This is a genomic window from Algibacter sp. AS12 (assembly GCF_046736315.1).
Taxonomy (GTDB): Bacteria; Bacteroidota; Bacteroidia; order Flavobacteriales; family Flavobacteriaceae; genus Algibacter_B; species Algibacter_B amylolyticus.
The window spans coordinates 1,310,230-1,336,923 of the sequence record NZ_CP151841.1 but is presented as its reverse complement, the minus strand read 5'-3'; the positions used below and the strand labels follow the sequence as shown (position 1 = coordinate 1,336,923).

21 protein-coding genes are annotated in these 26,694 nt (G+C 33.9%); 9 read left to right on the top strand and 12 right to left on the bottom strand.

Going from position 1 to position 26,694, the window contains the following annotated elements; all coding sequences use genetic code 11:
* Positions 1 to 43: 43 nt before the first annotated feature.
* Positions 44 to 517 (top strand): regulatory protein RecX, encoded by a 474-nt coding sequence (locus AAFN75_RS05555; protein ID WP_411808614.1) that lies wholly within the window; start codon positions 44 to 46, stop codon positions 515 to 517.
* 65 nt (positions 518 to 582) lie between these two features.
* On the opposite strand, the gene AAFN75_RS05550 is transcribed toward AAFN75_RS05555, so the two are convergent.
* The 3 genes from AAFN75_RS05550 to AAFN75_RS05540 all read right to left on the bottom strand — a co-directional run bounded on the left by AAFN75_RS05550 (position 583) and on the right by AAFN75_RS05540 (position 4,427).
* Complete coding sequence (locus AAFN75_RS05550; RefSeq protein WP_411808613.1) at positions 583 to 1,098, bottom strand: DUF6646 family protein; 516 nt, start codon at positions 1,096 to 1,098, stop codon at positions 583 to 585.
* Between the two features lie 209 nt (positions 1,099 to 1,307).
* Complete coding sequence (locus AAFN75_RS05545) at positions 1,308 to 2,168, bottom strand: cupin-like domain-containing protein (protein WP_411808612.1); 861 nt, start codon at positions 2,166 to 2,168, stop codon at positions 1,308 to 1,310.
* 435 nt (positions 2,169 to 2,603) lie between these two features.
* Positions 2,604 to 4,427 (bottom strand): TonB-dependent receptor plug domain-containing protein, encoded by a 1,824-nt coding sequence (locus AAFN75_RS05540; RefSeq protein ID WP_411808611.1) that lies wholly within the window; start codon positions 4,425 to 4,427, stop codon positions 2,604 to 2,606.
* A gap of 71 nt (positions 4,428 to 4,498) precedes the next feature.
* On the opposite strand from AAFN75_RS05540, the gene AAFN75_RS05535 reads away from it, so the two are divergent.
* Positions 4,499 to 5,986 (top strand): PLP-dependent aminotransferase family protein, encoded by a 1,488-nt coding sequence (locus tag AAFN75_RS05535; protein ID WP_411808610.1) that lies wholly within the window; start codon positions 4,499 to 4,501, stop codon positions 5,984 to 5,986.
* A gap of 19 nt (positions 5,987 to 6,005) precedes the next feature.
* On the opposite strand, the gene AAFN75_RS05530 is transcribed toward AAFN75_RS05535, so the two are convergent.
* Positions 6,006 to 6,437 (bottom strand): DUF2007 domain-containing protein, encoded by a 432-nt coding sequence (locus tag AAFN75_RS05530; protein WP_411808609.1) that lies wholly within the window; start codon positions 6,435 to 6,437, stop codon positions 6,006 to 6,008.
* Positions 6,438 to 6,625: 188 nt separating this feature from the next.
* Here AAFN75_RS05530 and AAFN75_RS05525 point away from each other — a divergent pair, with 188 nt between their 5' ends.
* Both AAFN75_RS05525 and AAFN75_RS05520 read left to right on the top strand, forming a co-directional pair.
* Complete coding sequence (locus AAFN75_RS05525) at positions 6,626 to 7,063, top strand: DUF3157 family protein (RefSeq protein WP_411808608.1); 438 nt, start codon at positions 6,626 to 6,628, stop codon at positions 7,061 to 7,063.
* Positions 7,064 to 7,280: 217 nt separating this feature from the next.
* Positions 7,281 to 7,721, top strand: a complete 441-nt coding sequence (locus AAFN75_RS05520) for a LexA family protein (protein WP_411808607.1) — start codon at positions 7,281 to 7,283, stop codon at positions 7,719 to 7,721.
* Positions 7,722 to 7,755: 34 nt separating this feature from the next.
* On the opposite strand, the gene AAFN75_RS05515 is transcribed toward AAFN75_RS05520, so the two are convergent.
* The 8 genes from AAFN75_RS05515 to AAFN75_RS05480 form a co-directional block, all read right to left on the bottom strand.
* A complete protein-coding gene (locus AAFN75_RS05515; protein ID WP_411808606.1) occupies positions 7,756 to 9,831 on the bottom strand; it encodes a BspA family leucine-rich repeat surface protein in 2,076 nt (691 codons plus the stop codon).
* 440 nt (positions 9,832 to 10,271) lie between these two features.
* Positions 10,272 to 10,565 (bottom strand): F0F1 ATP synthase subunit epsilon, encoded by a 294-nt coding sequence (locus AAFN75_RS05510; RefSeq protein WP_144114629.1) that lies wholly within the window; start codon positions 10,563 to 10,565, stop codon positions 10,272 to 10,274.
* Positions 10,566 to 10,639: 74 nt separating this feature from the next.
* Positions 10,640 to 12,148: a F0F1 ATP synthase subunit beta gene (atpD, locus tag AAFN75_RS05505; protein ID WP_144114628.1), complete on the bottom strand. Its 1,509-nt coding sequence runs from the start codon at positions 12,146 to 12,148 to the stop codon at positions 10,640 to 10,642.
* Positions 12,149 to 12,317: 169 nt separating this feature from the next.
* Complete coding sequence (locus AAFN75_RS05500; RefSeq protein ID WP_411808605.1) at positions 12,318 to 13,979, bottom strand: G-D-S-L family lipolytic protein; 1,662 nt, start codon at positions 13,977 to 13,979, stop codon at positions 12,318 to 12,320.
* A gap of 10 nt (positions 13,980 to 13,989) precedes the next feature.
* Positions 13,990 to 16,749, bottom strand: coding sequence for a TonB-dependent receptor (locus tag AAFN75_RS05495; protein ID WP_411808604.1), 2,760 nt, complete (start codon positions 16,747 to 16,749; stop codon positions 13,990 to 13,992).
* Between the two features lie 213 nt (positions 16,750 to 16,962).
* The gene (gene glmS / locus AAFN75_RS05490) at positions 16,963 to 18,816 is read right to left on the bottom strand and encodes a glutamine--fructose-6-phosphate transaminase (isomerizing) (RefSeq protein ID WP_411808603.1); all 1,854 of its coding nucleotides are present in this window, start codon (positions 18,814 to 18,816) and stop codon (positions 16,963 to 16,965) included.
* Between the two features lie 131 nt (positions 18,817 to 18,947).
* A complete protein-coding gene (locus tag AAFN75_RS05485) occupies positions 18,948 to 20,645 on the bottom strand; it encodes a DUF4270 domain-containing protein (RefSeq protein WP_411808602.1) in 1,698 nt (565 codons plus the stop codon).
* Between the two features lie 18 nt (positions 20,646 to 20,663).
* On the bottom strand, positions 20,664 to 21,482 hold the full coding sequence (locus AAFN75_RS05480) for a glycogen/starch synthase (protein ID WP_411808601.1): 819 nt from the start codon (positions 21,480 to 21,482) through the stop codon (positions 20,664 to 20,666).
* Between the two features lie 198 nt (positions 21,483 to 21,680).
* Here AAFN75_RS05480 and panC point away from each other — a divergent pair, with 198 nt between their 5' ends.
* From panC to radA, 5 genes are all read left to right on the top strand, one after another.
* Positions 21,681 to 22,532: a pantoate--beta-alanine ligase gene (gene panC / locus AAFN75_RS05475; RefSeq protein WP_411808600.1), complete on the top strand. Its 852-nt coding sequence runs from the start codon at positions 21,681 to 21,683 to the stop codon at positions 22,530 to 22,532.
* A gap of 13 nt (positions 22,533 to 22,545) precedes the next feature.
* Positions 22,546 to 22,896, top strand: coding sequence for an aspartate 1-decarboxylase (gene panD, locus AAFN75_RS05470; RefSeq protein ID WP_144114621.1), 351 nt, complete (start codon positions 22,546 to 22,548; stop codon positions 22,894 to 22,896).
* Positions 22,897 to 22,899: 3 nt separating this feature from the next.
* A complete protein-coding gene (locus tag AAFN75_RS05465) occupies positions 22,900 to 23,871 on the top strand; it encodes a lysylphosphatidylglycerol synthase transmembrane domain-containing protein (protein WP_411808599.1) in 972 nt (323 codons plus the stop codon).
* A gap of 66 nt (positions 23,872 to 23,937) precedes the next feature.
* Positions 23,938 to 25,089 (top strand): alpha/beta hydrolase, encoded by a 1,152-nt coding sequence (locus AAFN75_RS05460; RefSeq protein ID WP_411808598.1) that lies wholly within the window; start codon positions 23,938 to 23,940, stop codon positions 25,087 to 25,089.
* Entirely contained in the window at positions 25,089 to 26,447 is a 1,359-nt protein-coding gene (radA, locus tag AAFN75_RS05455) for a DNA repair protein RadA (RefSeq protein WP_411808597.1), read from the top strand. The genes AAFN75_RS05460 and radA overlap by 1 nt, the downstream gene beginning before the upstream one ends.
* Positions 26,448 to 26,694 lie beyond the last annotated feature (247 nt).

The window sequence follows — 26,694 nt, the reverse complement described above, 5'->3', positions numbered from 1 at the left end:
TTTTTTTCAAATTGTTACTTTAACATTGTTATTTTTGATGCTTATGCAAACAAAAAAAACATTTACGGTACAAGAAGCGACTAGAAAACTAGAGCATTATTGTGCGTATCAAGAACGTTGCCACCAAGAAGTAAGGCTAAAATTAGAATCTTTACACATGATACCCGAGGCTATCGATGTTATAATAGTTCATCTTTTAGAGCATAACTTTCTTAACGAAACACGTTTTGCTAAAACATTTGTTAGCGGAAAGTTCAGAATTAAGGCTTGGGGCCGTCGCCGATTAACTTTAGAATTAAAGAAAAAAGACATAAGCAAAGTTAATATAAATCAAGCACTTGCTGAAATAGAAAACACGGAGTACATCGAGGTTTTCAATACCTTAGCCGAGAAAAGAGTTAATTCTATTACAGAACCTAATAAATTTAAGAAAAAGAAAAAATTAATCGATTATCTGCTGTATCGAGGCTGGGAAACTCATTTGGTGTACGAAAAAGCCAGTGAGTTATTGGGGTAATCCCGTAAAAAAGGCGAATTATGTATAAAACATAATTCGCCTTTTTAATATTTAAAAGTTTAGAACTATAAGTTGAAAACAGCTCCTAAATTAACAGTAAATTGGTTGTGTAAGGTTTCGGCAGCAGTTAAAGTTTCCGATTTGTATTTAGCAAACGGTGCATTTAATTCTGTGTAAATACCAAAACCATCTGTAAAGAAATAACGTGCTCCTAAATGACCACCAAAGTTTTTAAGTCCAAGACTTAAACCAGGATAAAGATCGAAGTTTTCGTCAATATTAATTACGTTACCTAGGTTAGCATTAAAACGAAATCTTACATCAAAACGATTATCGAAATTAGCATCTAAATCTTCGTTTTCATTATTTTTTAAAGCATCATCAACACCTAAAAGGTAAGTAGACGATATACCAATAGATATGTTTTCTCCAATACCGTAATCGTAACTTACATTAATACCAGAACCATTGTCTTGTAAATTAGCACCTACTTGAAATTTGTTGTCACCTTGTCCTTTGTAGGCTTGTGCACTTGCAGCCGAAAAACTAAGAATAGTCAATAATAATATTAAATTTTTCATTTTGTTATGTTTATTTTTAAGTTGTAAAATGTAATTCGTACAATAAAATTTTGATTTCATCTAATATTTTAGATGTCCTCATGTCTTGAAATGAGCTTTAAATTTAAGTGCGCAAAGATATTACAAGTTTTTTAATATCAAAGGTTTATTTGTAAGTTCTATCTTATTTAGAGTTTGTTTAAAAAGCCCTAAAAACAGGTGTTTTAGCTTTATAAATGTTTGTTGGTTTTTAAAATGGCTTGCTGGTTTTTCCAATCTATCCATTTTTGGCCTTTAATACGGCGCATAACATTATCGAAATTGCGCATTATCAAAATGTTATAAACGGCTTTACTAAAGTTTTTAGGGTTTCTGGCAAGGGCTCTTAAACTCATAGAAAACCCAGGCGTAATGTAGCGCATGTAATGCCAATAACCTTCTGGCATGTATAGCATTTCGCCATGTTTAAGTTCGGTTTTGTAACCCTTAGCCTTTTTAAGCATAGGCCATTTTTTAAAATCGGGGTTATTAAAATCTATATCTTCTCTGGTAATTAAGGCATGCGGAATTTTATACAGGAATTCGTTTTGCTTTTGGTCGAATAAAATAACTTGTTTTTGCCCCTCGAAATGAAAATGAAAAATATTAGCCAAATCAATATCGTAATGCATAAAGGTGTGCGAATTGCTACCGCCAAAAAATAGCATAGGCACTCTTTTTATAAGGTGTATGCCCAATTTAGGAAATGTAAAATCCTTTTGTAATTGCGGAATTTCCTTTAAGGCATTCCATAAAAAAATACGGTATTTAGTAGGTTCGCGCTTTAATAAATCTATATAATCGCGCAGTTTCATTTTGGCATGTGGCTCGTTAAAGCCGTCTTTATAATCTACTGGTCTGTCATCGTAAAGCGGAATGGTAATATCGCCGCCAACGGCCTTCATATACTCTAAATTCCATTTGCTGTATGCCGGCCAATCTTTGGTTAAGCATTCCACTACCACAGGTTTTTGCGGTTTAAAATAATGCTTTAAAAAATCCGCTTTAGTAATGGTTTTTACACGCGGAATGTCCAGTAGGTTTAACGACAAAGTATATTTAGTTTAAGACCGCAAAGTTAACAAAACGATATTAGAACTAAAATAGTATTTTGGGCGTTACCACAAGGGTCGGGCTTTCGGTTACAAGTCCTCGCTCTTCCTTTGTCAGGCTGTGGGCTATCCACTACAATCCCTAACGCAGCTATCGTTAAACTTAAAACTTGAGTTTAAAACTTCATGTTATTTGTTACCAATAAAAAGCAATAACGATATAAAGTATTTTTAAATTTAGTTTAGTATTGTGCGAGTTCTAGCAAAAAAACTTAAAACGATTGGATTGTTGACTAAATTATACAGACTTACCCGCGTTAGGGATTGAGGTATTGTTGAAGCTCTTTTTGTGTTGTTGCACATATGCAACACAAAAAAGCGACTACTGAAAGCCCGACCCTTTTGGTAACGCTCAAATTATTAAAATTTATAGGTTTATTTAAACTTATAGTTAAGCCCAAAAAGGACATTGCTAGGTGGCATAGGCACAAAACCAGCTTCAATATAATCGGCATTAAAAATATTGCTTGCCGTAAAGGTGAATTCTAGCTGTTTTAGGTGTAATGCAATGGAGGCATCCCAAACGTTATAGCTGTCGCCAGTGGTACGTTGGGCGTATTTGTAAATTATATTCTGACTCACATTTTTAAACAATTGTGTACTTAAACGGGTTGTAAAATGGTGTTTAAGTGTGTTTAGTGAGTAACGCGATAGGTCTTTGTTATTGTTTAAAATATCGTCTTCTAAAAAGTTATAACCAACGGCTAGTGTTTGGTTATAGTTGTTATGCTTAAAGTGGTATGCAGCATCTACCTCGAACCCTTTTGTGTTAACCTCGGTAATATTTGTTGCTGTATAAATGGTTTCTGTAACTCCGGTACGAACAAAATCTATTAAGTTTTGTGCATCGCGGTTGTAAACAGCCAACGATCCTGTAAATTTTGGAGAAAAATATTTAATTCCAATTTCTTGTGAAAACGCTTCCTCAACTTCTAAGTCTGGGTTCCCAACCGTACTTGGGTCGTTATAATACAAATCGGTATAGGTTGGTATTCTGTATGTATAGCCAATGTTACCGTATGCTTTTAATTGATCGTTAATTTTGTAACCAATGTCTATACCTGGAAAGGCATAAAAATCGAAATCTGAAAAATAGGTAACCGCAATGCCTGGTGTAATATCTAATTTTTGGTTGGCTAATTTAAAAGCATGTTCTAAAAACAAGGTTGTCATAAAACGATTGCGGTTTCCTAAATTGTTACTAGTAATATAAACTTGAGAGAGATCGATTCCAAAACCAGTTATTCCTGCTTTAGATGTATAGTTTCCGTTAAGCTCTGCACCAATTTTGTTGGTAATATGTAAATTACGGTAAACGGTTGGGTCGTTTCTTAAATACACATATTCATCTTGGTTTCGTTTCCAGTATATGCGAGGTTTAAGGGTTAATTTTTCGGTGTTAAAGTTTGTAGTAAAACCAATAAGGCTGTTTTGAGTTTCTTCGTATTGCTCGGTAGCGCTTTCTCTAGCATAAAAACCATTGGCGCCAAATTTTCGTTCTTGAAACGTAGCAATCATTTCAATGGCTTTTTTGTTTTTATTAAAAACACTTTTTACAAAATAGTTACTGTTATCGTAATCGGTATTATGGCGGTAACCCGCCGATGTCATTTTATCTACATGCACAATATGCGATGAGTTATCGAGGTCTGCACCAACGGTTACGCCAGTATTTAACTGCCCAAAAGATCCAGTTTCTGTTTTAACCGAAACCGAATTGCTAAGTTCTTTTTTAGTGATAATGTTTATGGCACCATTAAATGCATTTTGCCCAAAAACACGAGCAGCAGGTCCTTTAATAATTTCGATACGTTCTATAACCTCTAGCGGTAAAGCCGCGTTCATGGTGTGGTGCCCTGTTTGTGCATCGTCCATTTTTATACCATCGATAAGCAGTAATGTTTGGTCGAAACTACCACCACGAATATATAAATCGGCTTGACTACCGGCAGTTCCACGGCGTCTAATATCTATTCCGGCTACTTGTTGTAGCAAATCAGCTAGCGTTGTTGAGGCACTTTTTTTGATGTCTTCTGATGAAATAATATCTATGGTTCTAGAGTTTTCTTTAAAAGGTAAATTGATTCTTGTAGAATTAATAATAACCTCTTCCAACGAGTTTGTTTGTACAGGGTTTTCTTGTGCATACCCAATAATAGAGAAACAAGTAAATGCGATTGTAGCGTAAATAGACTTCATTAAATGATTTGTTTTTAACGCTGCAAAAGTCGTAACTTTCCGGACGAGTAGAATAGTCCAGTTTTAAAACAATGAATAGTCCGGTTAGCCAACTTCTAAAACAGTTAATACATTTTGATAAATCTACTGCACAACCTATTTATATTCAAATAGCGCAACAAGTTATAAATGCGATACAACGTGGCTATTTAACAAAAGGCACCGTTTTACCCGGAACACGTGTTTTAAGTCAGGTTTTAAAAATACATAGAAACACCGTGGTTGCGGTTTACGATGAGCTAGCCTCGCAAGGATGGGTAAATATTATACCTAATAAAGGCACTTTTGTTTTGGTGCCTGAGCAAACTACTGCAAAAATAAAAGCTAGCGCACAACATATAGATCAAGCCAATACATACTCCACTACTACAGGGTTTCCTTTTCAGTCGTCTTTTAATTTGGCCTCAAATATTAAGGCTACCAGGGCGAAATATAGTATAAATGAAGGCTCGCCAGATTTAAGATTGCATCCTGTACACCAGTTTTCTAGATGGTATAGCGCGGTAATGAAACGAAAATCGTTGGTTAGTAAATGGAATGAATCATCCTACTCACTTTTCGAAATGCAGTTGTGTAATTATTTAAACGCTACGCGCGGTTTCCATATACAACCTAATAATCTTTTAAGTACCCGAAGTACAGAAATGAGTTTGTATATCGTTTCGCAGCTTTTAGTACAACAAAACGATTTGGTTTTGGTGGGGCATTTAAGTAATTATGCCTCTAACATGATTTTTCAGCAGGCAGGAGCCAATATTAAAACAATTCCCGTGGATGCGCATGGTTTGGATGTAGATTATATAAAAACACATTTTGTAAAAGGTAGTATAAGGTGCGTTTATGTTTGTGCACACCGGCATTATCCAACCACAGCAACACTAAGTGCAGAACGCCGGATAAAATTGTTAGCTTTAGCCAAAGCTTACCAATTTGCTATAATTGAAGATGATTTCGATTACGATTTTCAGTTTGAAGGTTCTGCCATGTTACCTATGGCGAGTGCCGATGCTAATGGTATGGTTATTTATTTAGGAAAGTTGGGGCAATCCTTATTTCCTAGTTTTCAAGTGGGTTTTGTTGTAGCGCCCGAGAATTTAATTCAGGAAGCTAAAAATTATTTAAAATTACTAGATAAGCAAGGTGATGTTATACAGGAACAAATGCTAGCTGAGTTAATTATGGAAGGCGAAATTTATCGCCTTCTCAAAAAAAATATTGTAATCTATAAACAAAGGCGCGATTATTTATGTAATGAATTAACAAAGCAATTTAAAGACGCTGTGCATTGGGAACTACCATCTGGCGGACTAGCAATTTGGTTGCAATTTAAATCTAAAATATCTTTAGTGCAATTAGCCGAAGAAGCGGAAAAAAACGATTTGTATCTTCCAAAGACAACGCTTTATCAAGATAAAGATACCTGTGCTATTCGTTTTGGTTTTGGGCACTTTAATGAAGCAGAAATTGAGCTCGTGGTTAAAAAACTAAAAATTGCTTATGATGTGTTGATTTTAGAATAGAGTTTACGAGGAATAAAGTTTATGGCTTCTTTATATCAAATTCTGTATTACAGTTTTCACAACGGTAACTATCTTTTGAATAAATAGGAAGAACGGTAGTTAATAGACTTAATATAAGAGCGAATAAAAAGGCAAAGAAAGATTTACTTTCTTTTATAGTATAATAGAGTTTTATTTTATTGCTGTTACAGTTTGGACATTTTAAATTATCACCTTGGTCATCCAAAGAGTATTCACTTATAGAATTTAAGATGCTTTTTGCTTCTATAGCTTCATGTGAAAGTACTTTTAATTTCACGCCTCCAATAGCATTACTAACTAAAGGATCAGTATCAATAGTTAAATTATCAAATAAGAATACTTTAATCCCTTCGGCTACCAAACGTCCTTTAACAATTTGCGCTTCTGCCGAATATTGAAATTTTGCAACTGTAGTGAAGGTTTCGGCCATAATTCAAGATTAGTTTAAATAAATATAGTTTATTAAAGTTTGTTTGTAAACGAATACTATCATTTTTTTCTTATATTAATTTGGTGTCTATCAACAATCTGTATTCTTCACGTCTCTATTTTTTTTAAAACATAATGAATTATAAATTGTATTTTTGGTGGTACAAATAATCTTATAACGCTCCCTTCATGAAAACATATTTTTTCCTTTTAAGTCTTTTAGTTTCATCTTTTGTATGTGCTCAAAACAACCACATTGTAAACACCGAAGATGGTAGGCGCGTTTTACTTAATGCCGATTTCACTTGGGAGTATATAGATGGGCAATCTTCATTAACTAGTATTAAAACACCTTTAAAAGCGGATACAGGCTGTAATTTAGCTCCAGATTTTAAAGAGCCGGCTTTAAATAGTAAAATACAAGCCCAATTAAAAAAAGGAAGGGCTACTATAAGTCACGTAAAAGCTAAAGTAGCTAAAGATAATAACTGTACGGTAGAAGATGTTTTGTTGCTATTGGTTTCCGAACAAAAATCGAAAGCAACATATCAATTTTGTGCCAACGGAATACTTGTTGCATATAAGCGAATAGGTAACACCATTATTAAAAAGCAGGATCTTTTTTAGGATTATAGTGTGTAATAAAAGATGATATTTCAAAAATTTAAATTAAATTTAAAAGCAGAAAATTAATTTGGGCGCCTGCCTACATGCAGGTTAGCACACCCTTCGTCTATGCTCAGGTCAGGCGGTCGGGCTTTTGCTACTCAATCTTTTTGCGAAAAACAAAAAGGATTTCAAACATGCCGCTAACGCACAAAACCGCCAGCAAAACCTTTAATTTATGATAGCACTAAACACAAACTCGTTAGATATTTTTTCGCCAGAATCAACTCAGACTTCAGGTGCACTTTTTTTCGATACAGGAATTTCGGCAGGATTTCCAGCGCCAACAGAAGATTTTAGTCAGCAACGTTTATCCTTAGATACCGAACTGGTAAGAAATAAAGAAACCACCTTTTATGCACGTGTAAGTGGACAATCGATGATAGGGGCGGGGCTTGATGATAATGATTTACTAGTAATTGATAGAGGTTTAGAACCTGCTAATAATAAAATAGCGGTGTGTTTTCTAGATGGCGAATTTACCGTAAAGCGCTTAAGGGTAGATAGGGATGGTATGTGGTTACAACCAGAAAATCCAAATTATCCTATTATTAAAATTACCGACGATAACGATTTTGTTATTTGGGGTATTGTAACTAATGTGATTAAAAAGGTTTAATAAATAGGGTAGAGCCTATTGAGAATTACTACGGTTACCTTTTTAAACTAAGGTGCCCATTTAAAAACGCGCCATTTTTGTAGTGTATAGTGTACCAATAGTCATTTGATGGTAACGTATTATTTAAATAGATCCCATCCCATCCTTTCGATATATCAGTAAATTGCTTTAACAATTTTCCATACCTATTATAAATATTAATATACGATATGGTATTTAAAGGGTCGGGTACTACCCAAGTATCATTATAGCCATCATTATTAGGTGTAAAATATTTAGGAATGCTTGAGGTTGTAAGGGTTTCAGTTGTAAAGTGAATATTTTCACAGTCTATATTTTCTGTTATAGAATTATAGGGAGTTATTTTTACGTAAACCTCAGTGTTTTGGGGTAAGTTTCTAAATAAATCGAAATTTAGAATGTTACCAACGTCAGTTGATTCTAAAATATTGTTGTTGCTAGAATTTGTTCCTATAGCTATTTTATAACCTTCTGCACCAGCTACTGCACTCCAAATGAAATCAGTTTCTACTGATACATTTGTCGAATTTAAACTTGGTATATTTAAGGTAGCGCAAGATAAGGTACTTGAAATTAAGGTTAATTGGAAAGACTGCTCTGAAATGCAAATACCATTAGAAACGTCGTAAGCATAAATTGTAATTGGGTAGGCGTTGAAATCATTAAAATAGATAATATCACCAGTATTATAAACGGTACCTGTGGCATTTGGTGCTGTATAATATTTTTCATTTGTGCTAAGGTTTTTTCCTGTAATTTTAGGCAATGTATATTGGTCAATGGCCTTTTGGTTTTCTATATCATCTAAAATTGGCGCATCGGTACCACCATCTATAATTATCCAGTTGTAGGTAGAAATTATCTTTTCTCGTGCAGCAGCTCCGGCGCAATATTGGCTATACCCGCCGTGAAATTCGACATTAGATAGAAGGTCAAGCTTAGACCAGCCTATTAATAAAGCATCGTAGTTAGAAATGGATAGTTTTACGCTTGAAAACATTCCGTACATTTCTACCACGCTAACAACATTCCAATTCCCTAAATCCTGATCGAACAAAATAGCACCTCCAAACATGAGCTCCATATTTCTAACTTTACTAACATCCCAACGGCCAATATCTTGATTGAATGATTCGGCAACGTAAAACATTTTAGCCATGGTTAATACATTGCTCGTATCCCAATTACTAATATCCTGATTAAAATTAAAAGCATGCGAAAACATATCTGCCATATTGGTGACTGCACTCACATCCCATTGGCCAATATCTTGGTTAAATTCCGAGGCTATATAAAACATCCCATTCATGTTAATAACCTTACTCACATCCCAATTTGAAATATTGTGGTTAAATTTTGTTCCTTCAAAAAGTCTACTCATATTAGTAACGTTACTCACATTCCAATTGCCAATATCCTGATTAAATGGCGATGTGTTTAAAAACATGGCTTCCATATTAGTAACATTTTTAACATCCCAATTTCCAATATCTTGGTTAAAACTAGAAGCTTCAGCAAACATATATTGCATATTAGTAACATTGCTAACATTCCAATTTGCTATATCTTGGTTGAAACTAGAAGCTTCTGCAAACATATATTCCATATTAGTAACATTGCTAACATCCCAATTTGCTATATTATGATTGAAAGAAGCTGCATTATAAAACATATATTCCATGTTGGTTACATGAGATAAATCAGGAGTATCTGTAAAATTACCTTGTACATTAATGCAATCCTTAAAAGCATTTTCCATGGATTGCCATTGGTTATCGCCCCATTGTTCTATGGTTAATAACCTTTCCATATTAATAAAATCAATCTTAGGAAAATCGCCTGTTATACTCACGGTATAAATACCTGCTGCTGAATAGGTATGTATGGCGACACTGGTATGATTTGTTGTTGTACCATCTCCCCAATCTACAGTGTAATTAAAACCAGTTTCCGAAGCACGAATTGTTATATAATTATTAAGTGGCATCCCAAATTGGTTAACTTCATCGCCTACAAACCATGTGGTTATAAAGGGAGTTGTACCTCCGTATGCTTTCAGTGAAGAAAGTATGAGAAAACAAAATAACATTGCTGCTTTGTAAAATAACTTAGAAATAGTTGTAATTGGCACTGAAATATTGGTTTTTCTTAAAACTAAGATACTAAATTGTAATACTTTAAAACTAATTAGTTTGTAAATTCTATTTTGTAATTAGGAAAGTTTTTAAGCTTGTGTCAAGAATGGAATGGCAATACCGGATAGATATTAAGAGTTTTATTACTAGTGCACCAAATGATTCAAGAAAATTTATGCCTTATACTGTGCATGGCACAAAAAAATCACCTTGTATTTGTACTAGAATATATTACTGGATTGTAATGTTGTTGTACCATAACAATTTTGTTTTTAGAGTTTTTGTAAACTAAGCGATTAAAAAGGCTATTAGGAAATAGATAGGAAATATTGAGCATAAAAAAAACGCAAAGCTTAAGCTTTACGTTTTTTTTATATGTCAATTTAAAATAAAATTAATCGGCTAAAATTATAGCTTTATTATCTTTCATTTCAAGTGTACCCGAATTTATTTTTATAGTCAATACTTTATCATCATCGTTATGTGGAATAACTTCAGAATGTAAAGCATCAAACTCTAAGTGGGTTTGTGTATGTGTATGGATTTTTATAAAACCTTCTTTTAGTATAGAAACTATAGGAGCGTGATTATCCAACATTTGAAACTCACCGTTTATACCTGGAACTGCTACAGAATCAACTTCGCTGCTAAATAATGTGGCTTCTGGTGATACTATTTCTAAATACATCTTTTTAAGTCTTCAGTTTGTAGTCTTCAGTCTTCAGTACTGCTAACTGCAGACTGTGGACTGTGGACTAAGTTTTACGCTTCCGCTAACATTTTATCTCCAGCTTCAATAGCTTCTTCAATGGTTCCTTTAAGGTTAAACGCTGCTTCAGGAAGACGATCTAATTCACCATCCATAATCATGTTAAATCCTTTAATAGTCTCCTTAATATCAACTAATACACCAGGAATACCAGTAAACTGCTCTGCTACGTGGAAAGGTTGAGATAAGAAACGTTGTACACGTCTTGCTCTACCTACGGCTAATTTATCTTCCTCAGATAATTCTTCCATACCAAGAATAGCAATAATATCTTGTAATTCTTTATAACGTTGTAATAACTCTTTAACACGTTGTGCACAAGCATAATGCTCATCACCTAAAATATCAGCAGTTAAAATTCTAGAAGTAGAATCTAAAGGATCTACCGCAGGGTAAATACCTAACTCAGCAATTTTACGAGATAATACAGTTGTTGCATCTAAGTGAGCAAAGGTTGTAGCAGGTGCAGGATCCGTTAAATCATCCGCAGGTACGTAAACCGCTTGTACAGATGTAATAGAACCTCTTTTAGTTGAAGTAATACGTTCTTGCATTGCACCCATTTCGGTTGCTAATGTTGGTTGGTAACCTACCGCGGAAGGCATACGACCTAATAATGCAGATACCTCAGAACCAGCTTGTGTAAAACGGAAAATGTTATCTACGAAGAAGAGTACATCTTTTCCTTGTCCTTCACCAGCACCATCACGGAAATACTCAGCAATAGTTAAACCAGATAAGGCAACACGTGCACGTGCTCCAGGAGGCTCATTCATTTGTCCGAATACGAAAGTAGCTTTCGATTCTTTCATTTTAGATTTATCCACTTTAGATAAATCCCATCCGCCATCTTCCATAGAATGCATAAAATCATCTCCATAACGGATAATTCCAGACTCTAACATTTCACGAAGTAAATCATTCCCTTCACGAGTTCTTTCACCCACTCCAGCAAATACAGATAAACCACCGTGTCCTTTTGCTATATTATTAATTAACTCCTGAATTAATACTGTTTTACCTACACCAGCACCACCAAATAAACCAATTTTACCACCTTTTGCGTAAGGCTCAATCAAATCGATTACTTTAATACCAGTAAATAAAACTTCAGTTGAAGTTGATAAATCTTCGAATTTAGGAGCTTGACGGTGAATTGGTAACCCAGCTTCTCCAGCTTTAGGTAAATCTCCAAGACCATCAATAGCATCTCCAATTACATTAAATAAACGTCCATAAACGTCATCACCAATCGGCATTTGAATAGGTGCGCCAGTTGCAGTAACTTCTGTACCTCTACTTAAACCATCAGAAGAATCCATTGCAATAGTACGTACAGTATCTTCTCCAATATGAGATTGTACTTCTAGTACTAAAAGCGAACCATCTGCTTTTTTAATTTCTAATGAATCGTAAATTTTTGGAAGTTCTGATCCAGCAGCGAATTCAACATCGATAACCGGTCCAACTATTTGTGCAACTTTACCTGTAACTTTAGACATTACTTATGTATTTAATATTATGCGTTTTAATTCTATAAAAACACTTTAAGTTTTCGCGTGCAAAGATATATTTTTTAATTTAAAATGAAAGTTGTTTTTAAAGCTTTTTTGTACCAAAAAAAACACCTTCAATTTGAAGGTGTTTTTATAGTATAAGTTGAATTCTATTTTATTGTAATAAAGGGGAGTAGTTAGTCGGGTAATTTCCTATGTCTACTAAATTACCTGAAGCTTCAAAGTTGGTGCCATAGGTCACATCAATGGCTTTCATAAATTCATTTGCAGCCATTGCATAACCTCTAGATGTTAAGTGAACACCATCTAATGAAAACGCACCACCCGTTACTAAGTTAGAGGTTAAAATAAAATTATCAGTTTCTATTCCAGTTGTTGCTAATTGAGATAATAAAGAGTTAGCGTCAACAAATGCTAATCCTGCATTTATTGCTGCGGTTTCAATAGTTAAATTAAATGCATCGACAGCTTTTTTAATTTCGTCTTGTTCACTCGGAATTAAAACCCATTTATCTGCCAAAGGAAAAGTAACACCTTCTGCTGAGAATTGATCTGCAAGGGCTTCTGGTAAGTCTTGTGATTGTAAAAAGGCTGATTGAGTTTCGTTAACCTCTCCAATAATACTTAAACTAGGTAATACAAATAAATCGTCTGCTGTGGCTTGTCGAGCTTGTCCATAAACAATTCCAAATAAAGTAGCTACAGAATCCGCAGCTTCAGGCGCTAAGCCGAACTGAGCAATAAAGCCTTCAAATGCTGGTCTATTCGATAGTAATCCACCTCTGATTACTGAGGAAAGGTCGGCTAAAGTTTCATCTTTAATTACAACACCGTTAGCTTCTGTTGAAGAAAATGTTATGACGCGAGAAGGATCAACCAAATTAAAAATTTGATTTAATGCACCATAAACAGTATTTAAAGTTGGTATTTGAGCTACAAGTGCAGGGCCGTTATCTTCATCATTTGGATCTAAAGCATTATATGGCACCGTTGTAAAATGTGGAATATCGGTTACATAAGGTATGTTTGCAATAACGCCTTTGGCGCCACCGGCTGTTAATGTTGCAATTAAAGCGCCATAAGTTTGAGTAAAACCAACACCTGGAGCACCATCAACAGGAGTTATTGGGTTTGTGCCATCTCCACCTGTAGTGGCATATCCTAAAACATCATTATTCCCAATCCATAAAGAAAAGAAGGTTGGTGTTTGTGCCATAGCTAACTGCAAAACACTAGCATCTGGAGTTGTTCCTGTCATTCTAACAAAATATGGATTTGCCGTTGCAGGGTCGGTTAATAAACCACTAATGTTACCATAGCCGGGAGCAAGTAAATGAAAACTTTTTGCTCCTGGAACACCCATGTTATTAAAAGGTCCGGTCGGATTATTTAATGCTACATCTGTTGTTACAGTAACAGGTCCAATTACGCTTTCTAAACTTACCGGAGCTCCTCCTGTTGTTACTAATCTTGGTTCCAAGATTCTGTTTCCTCCTAGAGCAATACCTCCAAAGTTGTCGTTTGTAAGTGGTTGATTAAAATCTCCACCACCAATCATAGCAAATTTTTGTGATAATATATTTGGAAACGAGTTTTCTTGAGATGCTTTAAATAAAGCATTATCTGTAAAACCAGCAGTAAGCGAATTTCCTATAGAAACATAAGTTGAGAAATCTGTAGATCCTGTTATTAGTTCTGGTAATACAACAACTTCTTCAGGCTCAATATTAGTGTCTTTAAGGACATCTTCTGGTTCATTACAGCCAACAAAAGCAATAAGGCCAAATATTAAAGTTAAATATTTTATATTTTTCATGTTTGTTTTTTTATAGGTTATTAATAGTCCAAGACACATAGTACATTGAGCCTATAAAGCCTGTACCAAAAGCGGTAAAGTACTCATCTCCTAAAAGATTTGTAGCTCCTGCTTTGAACGTAGATTTAAAACTAGGGACTCTTAAATTGATTTGAGCATCAACAACGTGGTATTCTGGTACTAGACCATTACCAAATGTGGCTTCCCAGAAATAGTCATCACTAAATCTGTAATTTACATTAAAACCGAAGTTTTTAAATAATTCAGTATTTCCAAAAGACGCTTTAAATTTGTGTTCTGGTGTATTAAAGTTTGTTGTGAAATCTGGATATTTATTTCTATCAAAATCTAATTTAGCGTAGGTATAACTTCCGCTTAAATCAAAATCTCCAAAAACTTTAGTAGTTAATCCAATGGATGCGCCATATGAGTTAACATCGGCTTCTGAATTTGTGTATGTGCTATAGGCTTGAAAGTCTTTATTAGCAATTGAAGCGACGGCTAATCCATCCGGAGAGCCCACAGTACCATAATAAGGAGATATAACAACTTCTTGAGAAATGAAGTCTTTATACTTGTTGTAATATGTACTAAAATCAACAATTAAATTTTCGAATTTACCACGATATCCAATCTCAGCAGATGATACTTGCTCTGGTTTAATAATATCAGGATTAGAAACCTCAAGAACAGCAGGGTTTCCAGTATCTGATAAGGCCTGTACAGAACTTGCAGTATAAGAATTCTCATAAGCAACACGTCCTGTTTGTGTTACAGTAGCCTCTTGACCGAATCCTACTTGACCTTCATCACTTACATCAAATGTTCTAACATATCTGTCTAAATTTTCTGGAGCCGAACCAACTAAAATAGCTCTACCAGCATCTAAACCAATAAATAAATCTTGTGTTGTTGGATTTCTAAATCCTGTTTGCACAGACGCACGAATGTTGTGGTTTTGATTAACTGTTAAACCTGCAGATATTCTTGGTGAAAAGAAACCATCAAAAAATTCAGATTTATCGTAACGAACAGATCCTGTTAATTTTAATTCTAAATCGTCATTGAATTCTATGTTTTTTTGAATTTGAGTATAGATGCCATATTCTGAATAATCTATTGGTCCATCTAAATCTGTGTAAATAGTTCCTGAAGAATTTAGATTATATCTTCTGTAAGATGCACCAACTTGAATTTCGGCAAAATCAATTAAATGACTTAAGTTATAGTTAGCATCTGAATGGTAATATTTAGAGGCATCTTGAAATTTAGATCCTGTACTTAAGTCTGGATCGTTAATACTTCTAGTAAAAGCAGATTCGTACTCAGGAGTACCCGGTAAATAGCGTCCAGATTCTGCTTGCGCTCTTGCCGCTGCGTGAGATTCTGCTTCTGTTGCACCACCAAGGGTTGCGCCAGCATAAGTTTCAATATATTCTTGAAACCATTGTTTATCTGCTTTCCATGCTCTATTAATATTAATACCTGTAAAGACCATATCGTAAGAGTCTCCAGCCTTATCTGTTACAACATAACCTCTTAAAAAGAAATTATCATTTTTAAATTCTATTTTATGTTGTTGCTGAAAGAAGTTTGCAATGTTATATCTATTTGTTCCTTGATATATAGTTGATCCTGTTCCTACTTTTCCAACATAAGATACTTCAAAATCATTTTCCCAAGGACGGTAATATAAACCCCAATCAGATTTTATACTTTCTGCATTGTAGTTTGTTAAATCTCTTTCGTTATAACCAGTTCTACTAACCACAACATCTGGAATAATGCCTTTTACACTGGCAGGAGCTTCGGTTCTAATATTTGCAGATACTTCATCACCATATACGTTAATACCATCGTAATCTGAGTTAGCCCTGGTGTTGTTTGGGTTTAACTTATCTGTTTCGCTAGTTGCTGCCCAATCGGTACCTTTTAAGTAACCGAAGTTGATTTTTGCTGCAAATTTTTCAGTGAATTTGTAACCAGCTCTAAAACTAAGATCCGTATAAGCGTTATCTCCTGCAGATTCTTGAGAAGTAATTCCTCTTTTTATTGAAGCACTAATGCCTTGGTGATCGAAAGGATTCTTACTACGCATGAATAAAATACCATTAAATGCATTTGCACCATATAATGCAGAAGATGCACCAGGTAGTAATTCTACACTTAGCACATCGGTTTCTGTCATACCAACTAAGTTACCAATTGGAAAGTTTAATGCCGGAGTAGAGTTGTCCATGCCATCTACTAATTGCATGAAACGGTTGTTTGCAAATGTTGCAAAACCTCTTGTGTTAACCGATTTGAAAGTTAAACTATTAGTGTTTACATCAACACCTTTTAGGTTTTCTAAACCACCATAAAAATCGGCAGATGTTGTGTTTTTTATTTGTTTAAGACCGAAACGCTCTACAGTTACTGGAGATTCAAAAATACGTTCTGGTGTTCTAGATGCAGAAATTACAACTTCATCTAGAGCGTTACCTTCCTTTAAAATAAAATTTACTTTTTGGTTTCTTGCAGTAACCTCTTCAGTAGCCGTTTCAAACCCAACGCTACTAGCTTGTAGTGTAAAGGGTGGGTTTAAGTTTGTGGTTACGGTAAAATTACCATCAAAGTCGGTTACGTTTCCAGTTGATGTACCAACAATAATAATGTTGGCTCCCGGAATGGGTTGGCTGTTGTCATCAACTACTGTACCAGTAATTGTTGTTTGCGAAAAGGAAATTCCACAAAATAATAACATTAAAAAGGGGAGAATTGTCTTCATTTAGTTTACAAAGTTTTAGTTTAATAACAAGATACTATAAAATTATAATATTATGCAAGTGTCTAAAAATATAAAAAATTATGCACGCATAGTATGTTTTAGCAAAAAAAGTGTCAATTTATTATTAAATATTTAAAAAATAAGGCTTAAAAAAAGAATTCCCATGCTTGTGCTAAGCATGGAAATTTAAAATGTGTTTATAAAAAGTAATTTTTATTCTACTGTAACCGATTTAGCCAAGTTTCTTGGTTGATCAACATTTTTATCTAACATTACTGCAATATGATATGATAACAGTTGCAGAGGAATTGTAGTTAATAATGGCGAAAGAGACTCTAAAGTTTCAGGTACTTCAATAACATGATCTGCTAAATCTCTTACTTGAACATCACCTTCGGTTACTATTCCAATAATTTTTCCTTTTCTTGATTTAATTTCTTGAATATTACTGACTACCTTTTCGTAATGCCCTTTTTTAGTTGCAATTACTACTATTGGCATGTTTTCGTCAATTAAGGCAATAGGACCATGCTTCATTTCTGCTGCAGGATAACCTTCGGCGTGGATATACGAAATCTCTTTTAATTTAAGAGCGCCCTCAAGAGCTACCGGGAAATTATAACCTCTTCCTAAATATAAAAAGTTGCTTACGTTTTTGTAAACATCAGCTATGACTCTAATATTTTTATCAGATTCTAATGCTTTTTCCACCTTTTTAGGAATCATTTCTAATTCTAATAAATGCTGACGGAAATCTGAACTAGTAATAGTTCCTTTTGCTCTAGCAAGTCTTAAAGCAATAAGAGTTAAAACAGTTATTTGAGTGGTAAATGCTTTAGTTGAAGCTACACCTATTTCTGGTCCAGCATGTGTATATGCACCGGCATGAGACTCTCTAGAAATTGATGAACCTACTACATTACAAACTCCAAATACAAAGGCACCTTTAGATTTTGCTAATTTAATGGCTGCAAGCGTATCGGCAGTTTCTCCAGATTGAGAAATAGCAATTACTACATCATCTTCTCTTATAACAGGGTTACGATATCTAAATTCTGAAGCGTATTCAACTTCTACAGGTATGCGCGCTAAATCCTCAAAGATATATTCGGCTACTAATCCTGCGTGCCATGATGTACCACAAGCCACTATAATAATACGATTAGCATTAAGAAACCTTTTCATGTTATCTTCAACACCAGCCATTTTTATAATAGCTTCGTTTCTTAATAATCTTCCTCTATAGGTATCAGTTATGGCTTTAGGTTGCTCATGTATTTCTTTAAGCATGAAATGATCGTATCCTCCTTTTTCAATTTGCTCTAAATTCATTTGAAGCTCTTGAACGTAAGTGTCTACTAACGAATCATCCTTAATTTTTCTAACTTTTATACCCTTATGAAATCTAATAACAGCCATTTCTTCATCTTCAAGATAAACAGCGTTTTTAGTGTATTCTATAAAAGGTGAAGCATCACTAGCTATAAAGAATTCGTCCTCGTTTTCTCCAATACCAATGGCTAACGGACTTCCTAAACGAGCGACTACAACTTCTTCTGGTTTATTTTTATCAAAAACAGCAATAGCATAGGCACCTATAACTTGATTTAATGCAATTTGAACTGCTTTACCAAGTTTTACACCTTCTTGCTTTTTTACGTCTTCAATTAAATTAATTAATACCTCGGTATCGGTATCAGATTGAAAGGTATAACCTCTTGTAATAAGTTCTTTTTTAAGTGAATCGTAATTTTCAATAATACCATTATGGATAATGACTAAATCACCAGAGTTTGATAAGTGTGGGTGTGAATTAACATCGTTAGGAACACCATGGGTTGCCCAACGTGTATGGCCAATACCAACATTTCCTGTTTTAGTAATTTCTTGGGTAGCTCGCGCTTCTAAATCTGCTACTTTACCTTTTGTTTTAGATACTTTTAAGTCTGTGCCATCAAATAATGCTATTCCAGCACTATCATAACCTCTATACTCTAATCTTTTAAGCCCTTCAATTACAATAGGGTAAGCCTCTCTGGGTCCAATATATCCAACAATTCCACACATAATTTTTTAATTTGATTTTGGGGTTATAATTAATTGGCGCAAATATGAAAAATAAATGTTTAGAACGGATAATTATTATATGAACTAGTCTATTTATACGTTCAAAAACACTTTGCTTAATTTATAACGTGTTAATCCTCTTTAGTTTCAGTGAAAAGTATATTTAATTTTAGTTTTTTATCGTCATCCACACTTTCATGACTTCCGTATAAAATTGTTCCTCTTGGGGTTATTACTGAGGCAGAAGGAACAGCTGTTACTTCGTCTGTGCTGTTTAAAATTTCAGAATTATTTGTGTAATTAACATTATTAGAAATGACTAAACCAATATTGTAATTGGTTGAATCGTTTTGGATAATATTATTTAGATGTTCGGTAATACGTATTTTGTATTTAACTTTTTCTTCACCATCATCATCGGTTAAAACACCTCTTTGCCCTAGACTAATAATTTTAGAACTAACAGCTGCGTTATTTTCTGTAGGGTCATATAAATAATCAATAAGGGTTGTATTATTTTTTATATCGTAAGCATAAATACGATCGTATTTGTGGTATTCATCACCGTTATCATCTAAGGTATTTGAAACCTGAGTGTCGTCTTCATAGATTTCTAAATGCGCTTCGTTAATTAGTCTTTTTAAAACATAACTATCGTCTTCGTCTTTAACAAAGTTGCCACTTTCATCGGTTTTTCTATATGTCTTTAAAAATGTATCTAAATTATCAGGAATTTCATTACCATCAAGATCTTCTGTTCCAAATAAATCGATTACAGCCATAGAACCTTCCATCCCTTTTAAATGTATTGTTGAGTCTCCATTAACGTTGTCGCCATCGGTTAATGTAGTTTCAAAATCGTTTATAAAGGTGTTTAGCTTATTTCCGGTGAATTTCAGGGTGTAAGTGTTTTCAACTCTTGTGTCGTCTTCACCATTGGTATAAGCTATGGTTATGTATGCATTTGTAGATTCTAAATTCACTAAAAACATGCTTCCGTCATTGGAGTCATCAACGGCTTCAGCTTTAAAATATAAGCCACGAAAATAGTTTTTAAAATTATTTTCGTTACTCAATTCAGCTCCGCCACTTTTTGCAACTATAGTATTTTGCCAAAATTCATTTTCTAATTCAACTTTAAAAGCAGGTTCTGAATAAGTTATAATTTCATCTTCAGTATCTTCGTCTGTTATCGTTTCTGATGCAGCGCTACTAGGAATAATAGTGCTTGCAGAGAAAATCGTTTCTAGAATATGATCGTCAAAATTAATGGTTGTACTTCCGTTAAGTGCAGAATTAGTAGTGCTCGAAGCGTTAGAATAATAATTCTGAGATGTACTGGCATCTCCTAAAGGATTGAAATCTCTTAAAAAATAATTACTTCTATAAATGGATAATTTAATAGGTTTGTTTGCGTTGCCATAAACGGAATCCAATTGGTAGGTTGTATTACCTTCATCATCTAAACCTATAGCTGTACTAAAATAAGGAATATGAAGGGTAACTTTATCTATTGTTGGATTAACGCCAAAATCTACACCGTATACAGAAGGTGTTAATTGAGTTACAATACCAGCTGTTGTTGTTCCGTATTCCGGATCTTTAAATACGCCTAATAAATTAGATGCTAGATTGTTAACTTGTAGAGCGCTTAGTTTTTTGTTGTAAGCCGTTACAGGAATAAATTCTGTATTGGTTAAAAAATTAGCATTGCCTTCACCTAGAACATCACTTTCTATGATACTAAAATCTTTGTCGCAGGCCACTAAAGAGGTTAGAACAAAAAGTGAAAAAATAGAGATTTTAAGGGCTGTAAATGTGTTTTTCATATAGTAATACTTAATGAATTAATTGGAATTACCTAAAACAGTTTCGTTAAAAAACGTGGTATAAGCTTCACCAAATTCATCTTTACTTTTATATTCTAAAATAGGTTTGTCTGCGGCTTTTAAATAAGTATCTAATTCATCAGGAATATTTTCAGACCCTACAATTAAAGCATCAGAGTAATCAATAGCTACTTTCATTAAGCTATTGTATGATGGTTCTACTAAAGTTTTAATAGCATCCTCTTCAATATTATCAAACTTAATTTTGTTAACCATATCTGTATTTAACGTGCCTTCAAAGCTTTGATTGTAAATAGAGGTAACTATTTTACTTTCGTTAAATAATGGCTCGTCTTTGTAGTATTGTTTTAAGTAAAGTGGTAATAGAGATGCTAACCAACCATGAACGTGAATAATATCTGGCGCCCAATTTAATTTTTTAACAGTTTCAATAACACCTTTAGCAAAGAAAATAGCACGCTCATCGTTATCAGAAAACAGCTTACCATCTTCATCTGTTAATGTTGCTTTTCTTTTAAAATACTCATCATTGTCAATAAAATAAACCTGAATACGCTCTTTAGGTATAGAAGCCACTTTAATAATAAGAGGCATATCTAAATCATTAATCACTAAATTTATACCTGATAATCGGATAACTTCGTGTAATTGATGTCTTCTTTCATTAATGTTTCCGTATCGAGGCATGAAAATTCTTATTTGACCGCCTTGTTGATTTACCAATCGTGGTGCTTCAAAAGAAGCTGAAGAAATCTCGGTTTCTGGTAAATAAGGTACTACTTCAGATGATACATATAATATCCTCTTATCTTTCATATATTTGTTTTTGTTGACTTAAAATAGCTCTATAATAGCAATTGTTGTTTTCTTTTTTTGAAATGAGAACTTTAAAAAGCCTGCCGTAAAGTGGTTCTTCTTTTGAAATTTCAAAATAAAAAACACGCAAAAGTACAAAATTTTATGCTAATTGGTTGTAAAATCTTAAGTTTGCACCCGTTAATTTTTTATTAAATAGTGGAAATTTACTCAGATAAACAACAAATTACATTGGTTATTGATGGTTTTAAGGCTAAAAAGCTAACCGTTGGTATGGTGCCTACTATGGGTGCATTGCATGAAGGGCATTTGCAGTTAGTTAAAAAAGCTTTAGTTGATAACGATAGGGTTGTGGTAAGCATTTTTGTGAATCCTACGCAGTTTGATAATAAAGACGATTTGCTAAAATACCCCAGAACTTTAGAGAATGATGTAGCTTTGCTAAACACTGTTAGTTCAACTAAAATTGTGGTTTATGCGCCTACTGTAGAGGATATGTACGGTGGGAATACGGTGTCGCAAAATTTCGATTTTGATGGCCTGGAGTTTGAAATGGAAGGCAAGTTTAGGTATGGTCATTTTGATGGTGTAGGAACTATTGTTAAACGCTTTTTCGATATTGTAAAACCACATAAGGCTTATTTTGGAGAGAAGGATTTTCAGCAATTAGCTATCATTAAAAAATTAGTGGAAAAGTACAATATACCTGTGCAAATTGTAGGTTGTGAAATTCATAGAGAATCTAATGGACTAGCAATGAGCTCGCGTAATACAAGGCTAAGTCCGAAATATAAAGAGGCTGCGCCTTTTATTTATAAAACGTTAAAAGCTGCCAAAGAAAAATTTGGCACAAAAAGTGCTACTAAAGTTACGGAATGGGTTAATGCTCAGTTTAATAAACACGATATTCTTGAATTAGAGTATTTTTTAATATCGGACATTGAAACCTTAAAACCAGTAAAACGAAAATCTAAAACTAAAAAGTACAGAGCGTTTATTGCTGTGTATGCTAACGATATTAGACTTATAGATAATATCGCTTTAAATTAATTACCTTTGTAACATGCAAATTCAAGTAGTAAAATCTAAGATTCATAGAGTTAAATGCACAGGTGCAGAACTTAATTATATAGGAAGTATCACCATTGATGAAGACTTAATGGATGCTGCCAATATTATTCAAGGCGAAAAAGTACAGATTGTTAATAACGACAATGGCGAACGTTTAGAAACCTATTGTATTCCTGGACCTAGAAATAGTGGCGAAATAACTTTAAATGGTGCGGCAGCTAGAAAAGTTGCGGTTGGAGATACATTAATTCTTATCACCTATGCTTTTATGGATATTGAAGAAGCTAAAGTATTTAAGCCGTCTTTAGTATTTCCAGATGAGGCTACTAATCTTTTAAAATAGGCATTGAATAAAAACATAAAGAACATATTAAAAATCACACTCCCATTATTATTGGGAGTTTTTTTAGTTTGGTATTCTCTATCTCAAATTTCAATAAGCGAGCTTATAAAGTACTTTAAAAAAGCAGATTACACCTATATTGTGTTGGGTATGTTTTTTGGGTTACTTAGTCACTTGTCAAGAGCTTATCGTTGGCAGTTTCAGCTAGAGCCTATGGGTTATAAAATAAAGTTGGGTAACAGTATTATGGCTGTTTTTGCAACCTATTTAATAAATTATACTATTCCTAGAGCTGGTGAAGTTGCAAGAGCATCAATACTAACAAACTACGAAGGTGTTCCTTTTGAAAAAGGTTTCGGAACTATTGTTGCCGAACGTATTGCCGATTTAATTGTAATGCTTGGCATAATAGCGGTAACACTTTTTCTTCAGTTCGATTTTATTTATGGGTTTTTGGTAGAAAAATTTAATCCTACCAAAATAGCGATATCATTTGCTATCCTTTTGGTTTTAGGTCTTTTGTTTTTAAGGTTTATAAATACTAGTAGTTCCAAGATTGCCATAAAAATTAAAGGCTTTGTTAGTGGATTGGTGGAAGGTGTTTTAAGTATATTTAAAATGAAGAAAAAATGGGCCTTTATTTTTCATACGCTATTTATCTGGACCATGTATGTGCTTATGTTTTATGTAACTACCTTTTCGTTACAGGAAATGAGTAATATTCCTTTTGCTGCCGTTTTAATTGGTTTTATAGCGGCTAGTTTTAGTATTGCGGCTACAAATGGAGGTATAGGTTCTTATCCAGAAGCTATTGTATTAGTGTTTACCTCTTTGTTTTTTATTCCAGAAGATCCTAGTCGTGCTTTTGGTTGGATAATTTGGTCGGCTCAAACGGTGTTAATCATTATTTGTGGAGGCTTATCACTTATTTATTTACCTATTTTTAATCGAAATAAAGACTCAAGCAAGGCTTAGATTTTGCTTTTATTCTCTCTTTATAATTTCTTACCTTGCCATTATAAAATCTCAAATCTTTTTAAAATGAAAAAGACTATTACTTTCTTTTTGTTATTGTTTGTAGCTTGTAATCTATTAGAAGCACAAGTTAAATATGAAATTATCAATTCTTTAAAACTAGGCGAAGAGCGCCAAATTAAGGTGCAATTACCTAGAGGTTATAATTCAGACACAAAAAAAACATACCCAATATTTGTTGTGTTAGATGGTGATTATATGTTTGAAGCCGTAGCGGGAAATGTAGATTATTTTACCTATTGGGAAGATATGCCAGAAGCTATTGTAGTTGGTGTTAACCAAATGGGAAAACGATTTGATGATTGTATGTATTCTGAGCAAAACTCATTACCTATTGAAACTGGAGCAGCTTTTTTCGAGTTTATAGGCATGGAATTAATGGCGCATTTGGAAAAAAAATATAGAGTAGGTAATTTTAGGGTTGCTGTTGGACATGGCGAAACGGCTAATTTTATTAATTATTACTTATTAAAACCACAGCCTTTATTTAAGGCTTATATTTCTGTAAGTCCAAATTTAGCGCCACAAATGATAGAGTATCTTCCAGAAGCCTTGGGTAAAACACAATCTAAAACGTTTTACTATTTAGCAAATACTAATAACGATACTAAATCTGTAAAAGAAATGACTGAAGCACTAAATACAGATCTTTCAGTTATTGACAATGATAATATAGTTTTCAGTTTTGATAGTTTTGATGGACCATCGCATTATTCGTTACCAACCCATGCTATACCAAGTGCTATAGAGGGCATTTTTAAAGTATTTCAGCCTATTTCTAAAAAGGAGTATAAAGAGGTTATCCTTGAATTAGAGATTTCGCCAGTACTGTATCTTCAAGAAAAATATCAGTCTATCTCCGATTTGTTTGGTATTGATAAGAAGATTTTATTAAACGATTTTAAAGCTATTTCTGCAGCCATCGAAAAAAATGAATTATATGAGTATTATGAGGAGTTAGGCAAAATGGCGAGAAAAGCATATCCTGAGACGTTGCTAGGCACTTTTTATATTGCGCGTTTTTACGAAGAAACAGGCGAGCCTAAAAAGGCTATGCGCACCTATCAATCGGCCTATACCTTAGAGGAAATTGCTGGACTTACAAAAGATTTAATGCTAGAAAAAGCAGATTTAATAAAAGAAGATTTTGGGTATTAATGGCTAAAGTAAAAACAACTTTTTTTTGTCAAAATTGTGGTACACAATACGCTAAATGGCAAGGGCAATGTAATGCCTGTAAAGAATGGAATACCATTGTAGAGGAGCTTATTCAAAAACCAGAAAAAAGCGATTGGAAAACACCAACAAGCGCAGTAAAAAAAGCATCGGTTCCTTTATTAATTAATGAAATCGATTCTTCAAAGGAAGCGCGATTAGATACTTTTGATGGCGAGTTTAATCGCGTTTTAGGCGGTGGTATTGTTCCCGGATCGTTAACCTTATTAGGTGGCGAACCAGGAATTGGTAAAAGTACACTTTTGCTTCAGGTGTCATTAAAATTACCATATAAGACTTTATATGTTTCAGGTGAAGAAAGTCAGAAACAAATAAAAATGCGTGCAGAACGTATTAACCCTAATAATAGTAACTGTTATATTTTAACAGAAACAAAAACTCAAAATATCTTCAAGCAAATCGAAGCTTTAGATCCAGATATTGTAATTATAGATTCTATTCAGACCTTACATAGCGATTATATCGAGTCTTCGGCCGGTAGTATTTCGCAAATTAAAGAATGTACTACAGAGCTTATTAAGTTTGCTAAAGAAACCGCTACACCTGTTTTGTTAATAGGGCACATAACAAAAGATGGTAATATTGCTGGCCCTAAAATTTTAGAACACATGGTCGATACTGTTTTGCAGTTTGAAGGCGATAGAAACCACGTATTTAGAATTTTAAGGGCGCATAAAAATCGTTTTGGATCTACCAATGAGTTAGGAATTTATGAAATGCAAGGTTCTGGTTTGCGAGAAGTTTCAAATCCATCGGAAATTTTAATCTCAAAGAAGGACGAAGAGCTTTCTGGAAATGCTATTGCTGCAACTTTAGAAGGCATGCGCCCGCTAATGATCGAAGTGCAGGCTCTTGTAAGTACCGCTGTTTATGGTACGCCACAGCGAAGTGCCACAGGTTTTAATGCTAAAAGACTTAATATGTTACTCGCTGTTTTAGAAAAACGTGCTGGTTTCCGTTTAGGAGCGAAGGATGTGTTTTTAAACATAACAGGGGGTATTACTGTTGATGATCCTGCTATAGACTTAGCGGTAGTAGCATCTATTTTGTCTTCAAATGAAGATGTCTCACTTCAAAAAGATTTTTGCTTTGCTGCCGAGGTTGGACTATCTGGCGAAATTAGACCAGTACAGCGCGTGGAGCAACGTATTTTGGAAGCTGAAAAACTTGGTTTTTCAACTATTTTTGTATCAAAATACAATAAAATCTCACTTAAAAACACTGTAATTAAGATTCAACTCATATCTAAAATTGAAGATTTGGTAGGTTTTGTAGTTTAAAAAAGAGAAGCGTTTGTATTACGTTAAATTACCGTTTGTCGATAAAAAGATACATTTAATGGAGTTTTTAGTGCTTTTGCGAGGCTTTTTTTAGTTCTTTTGGATTAAATATCCTAGGTTTGCCTTGTAAATTGTTCGAATCGTAATGTTTTACGATTTGTAAATTTGAAATATTCTTCCCTCAAGAATCAATTTCATAACATTGTTAATGTGTAAAATTTAAAAAAACAAAGGGCAGTATTAAGCA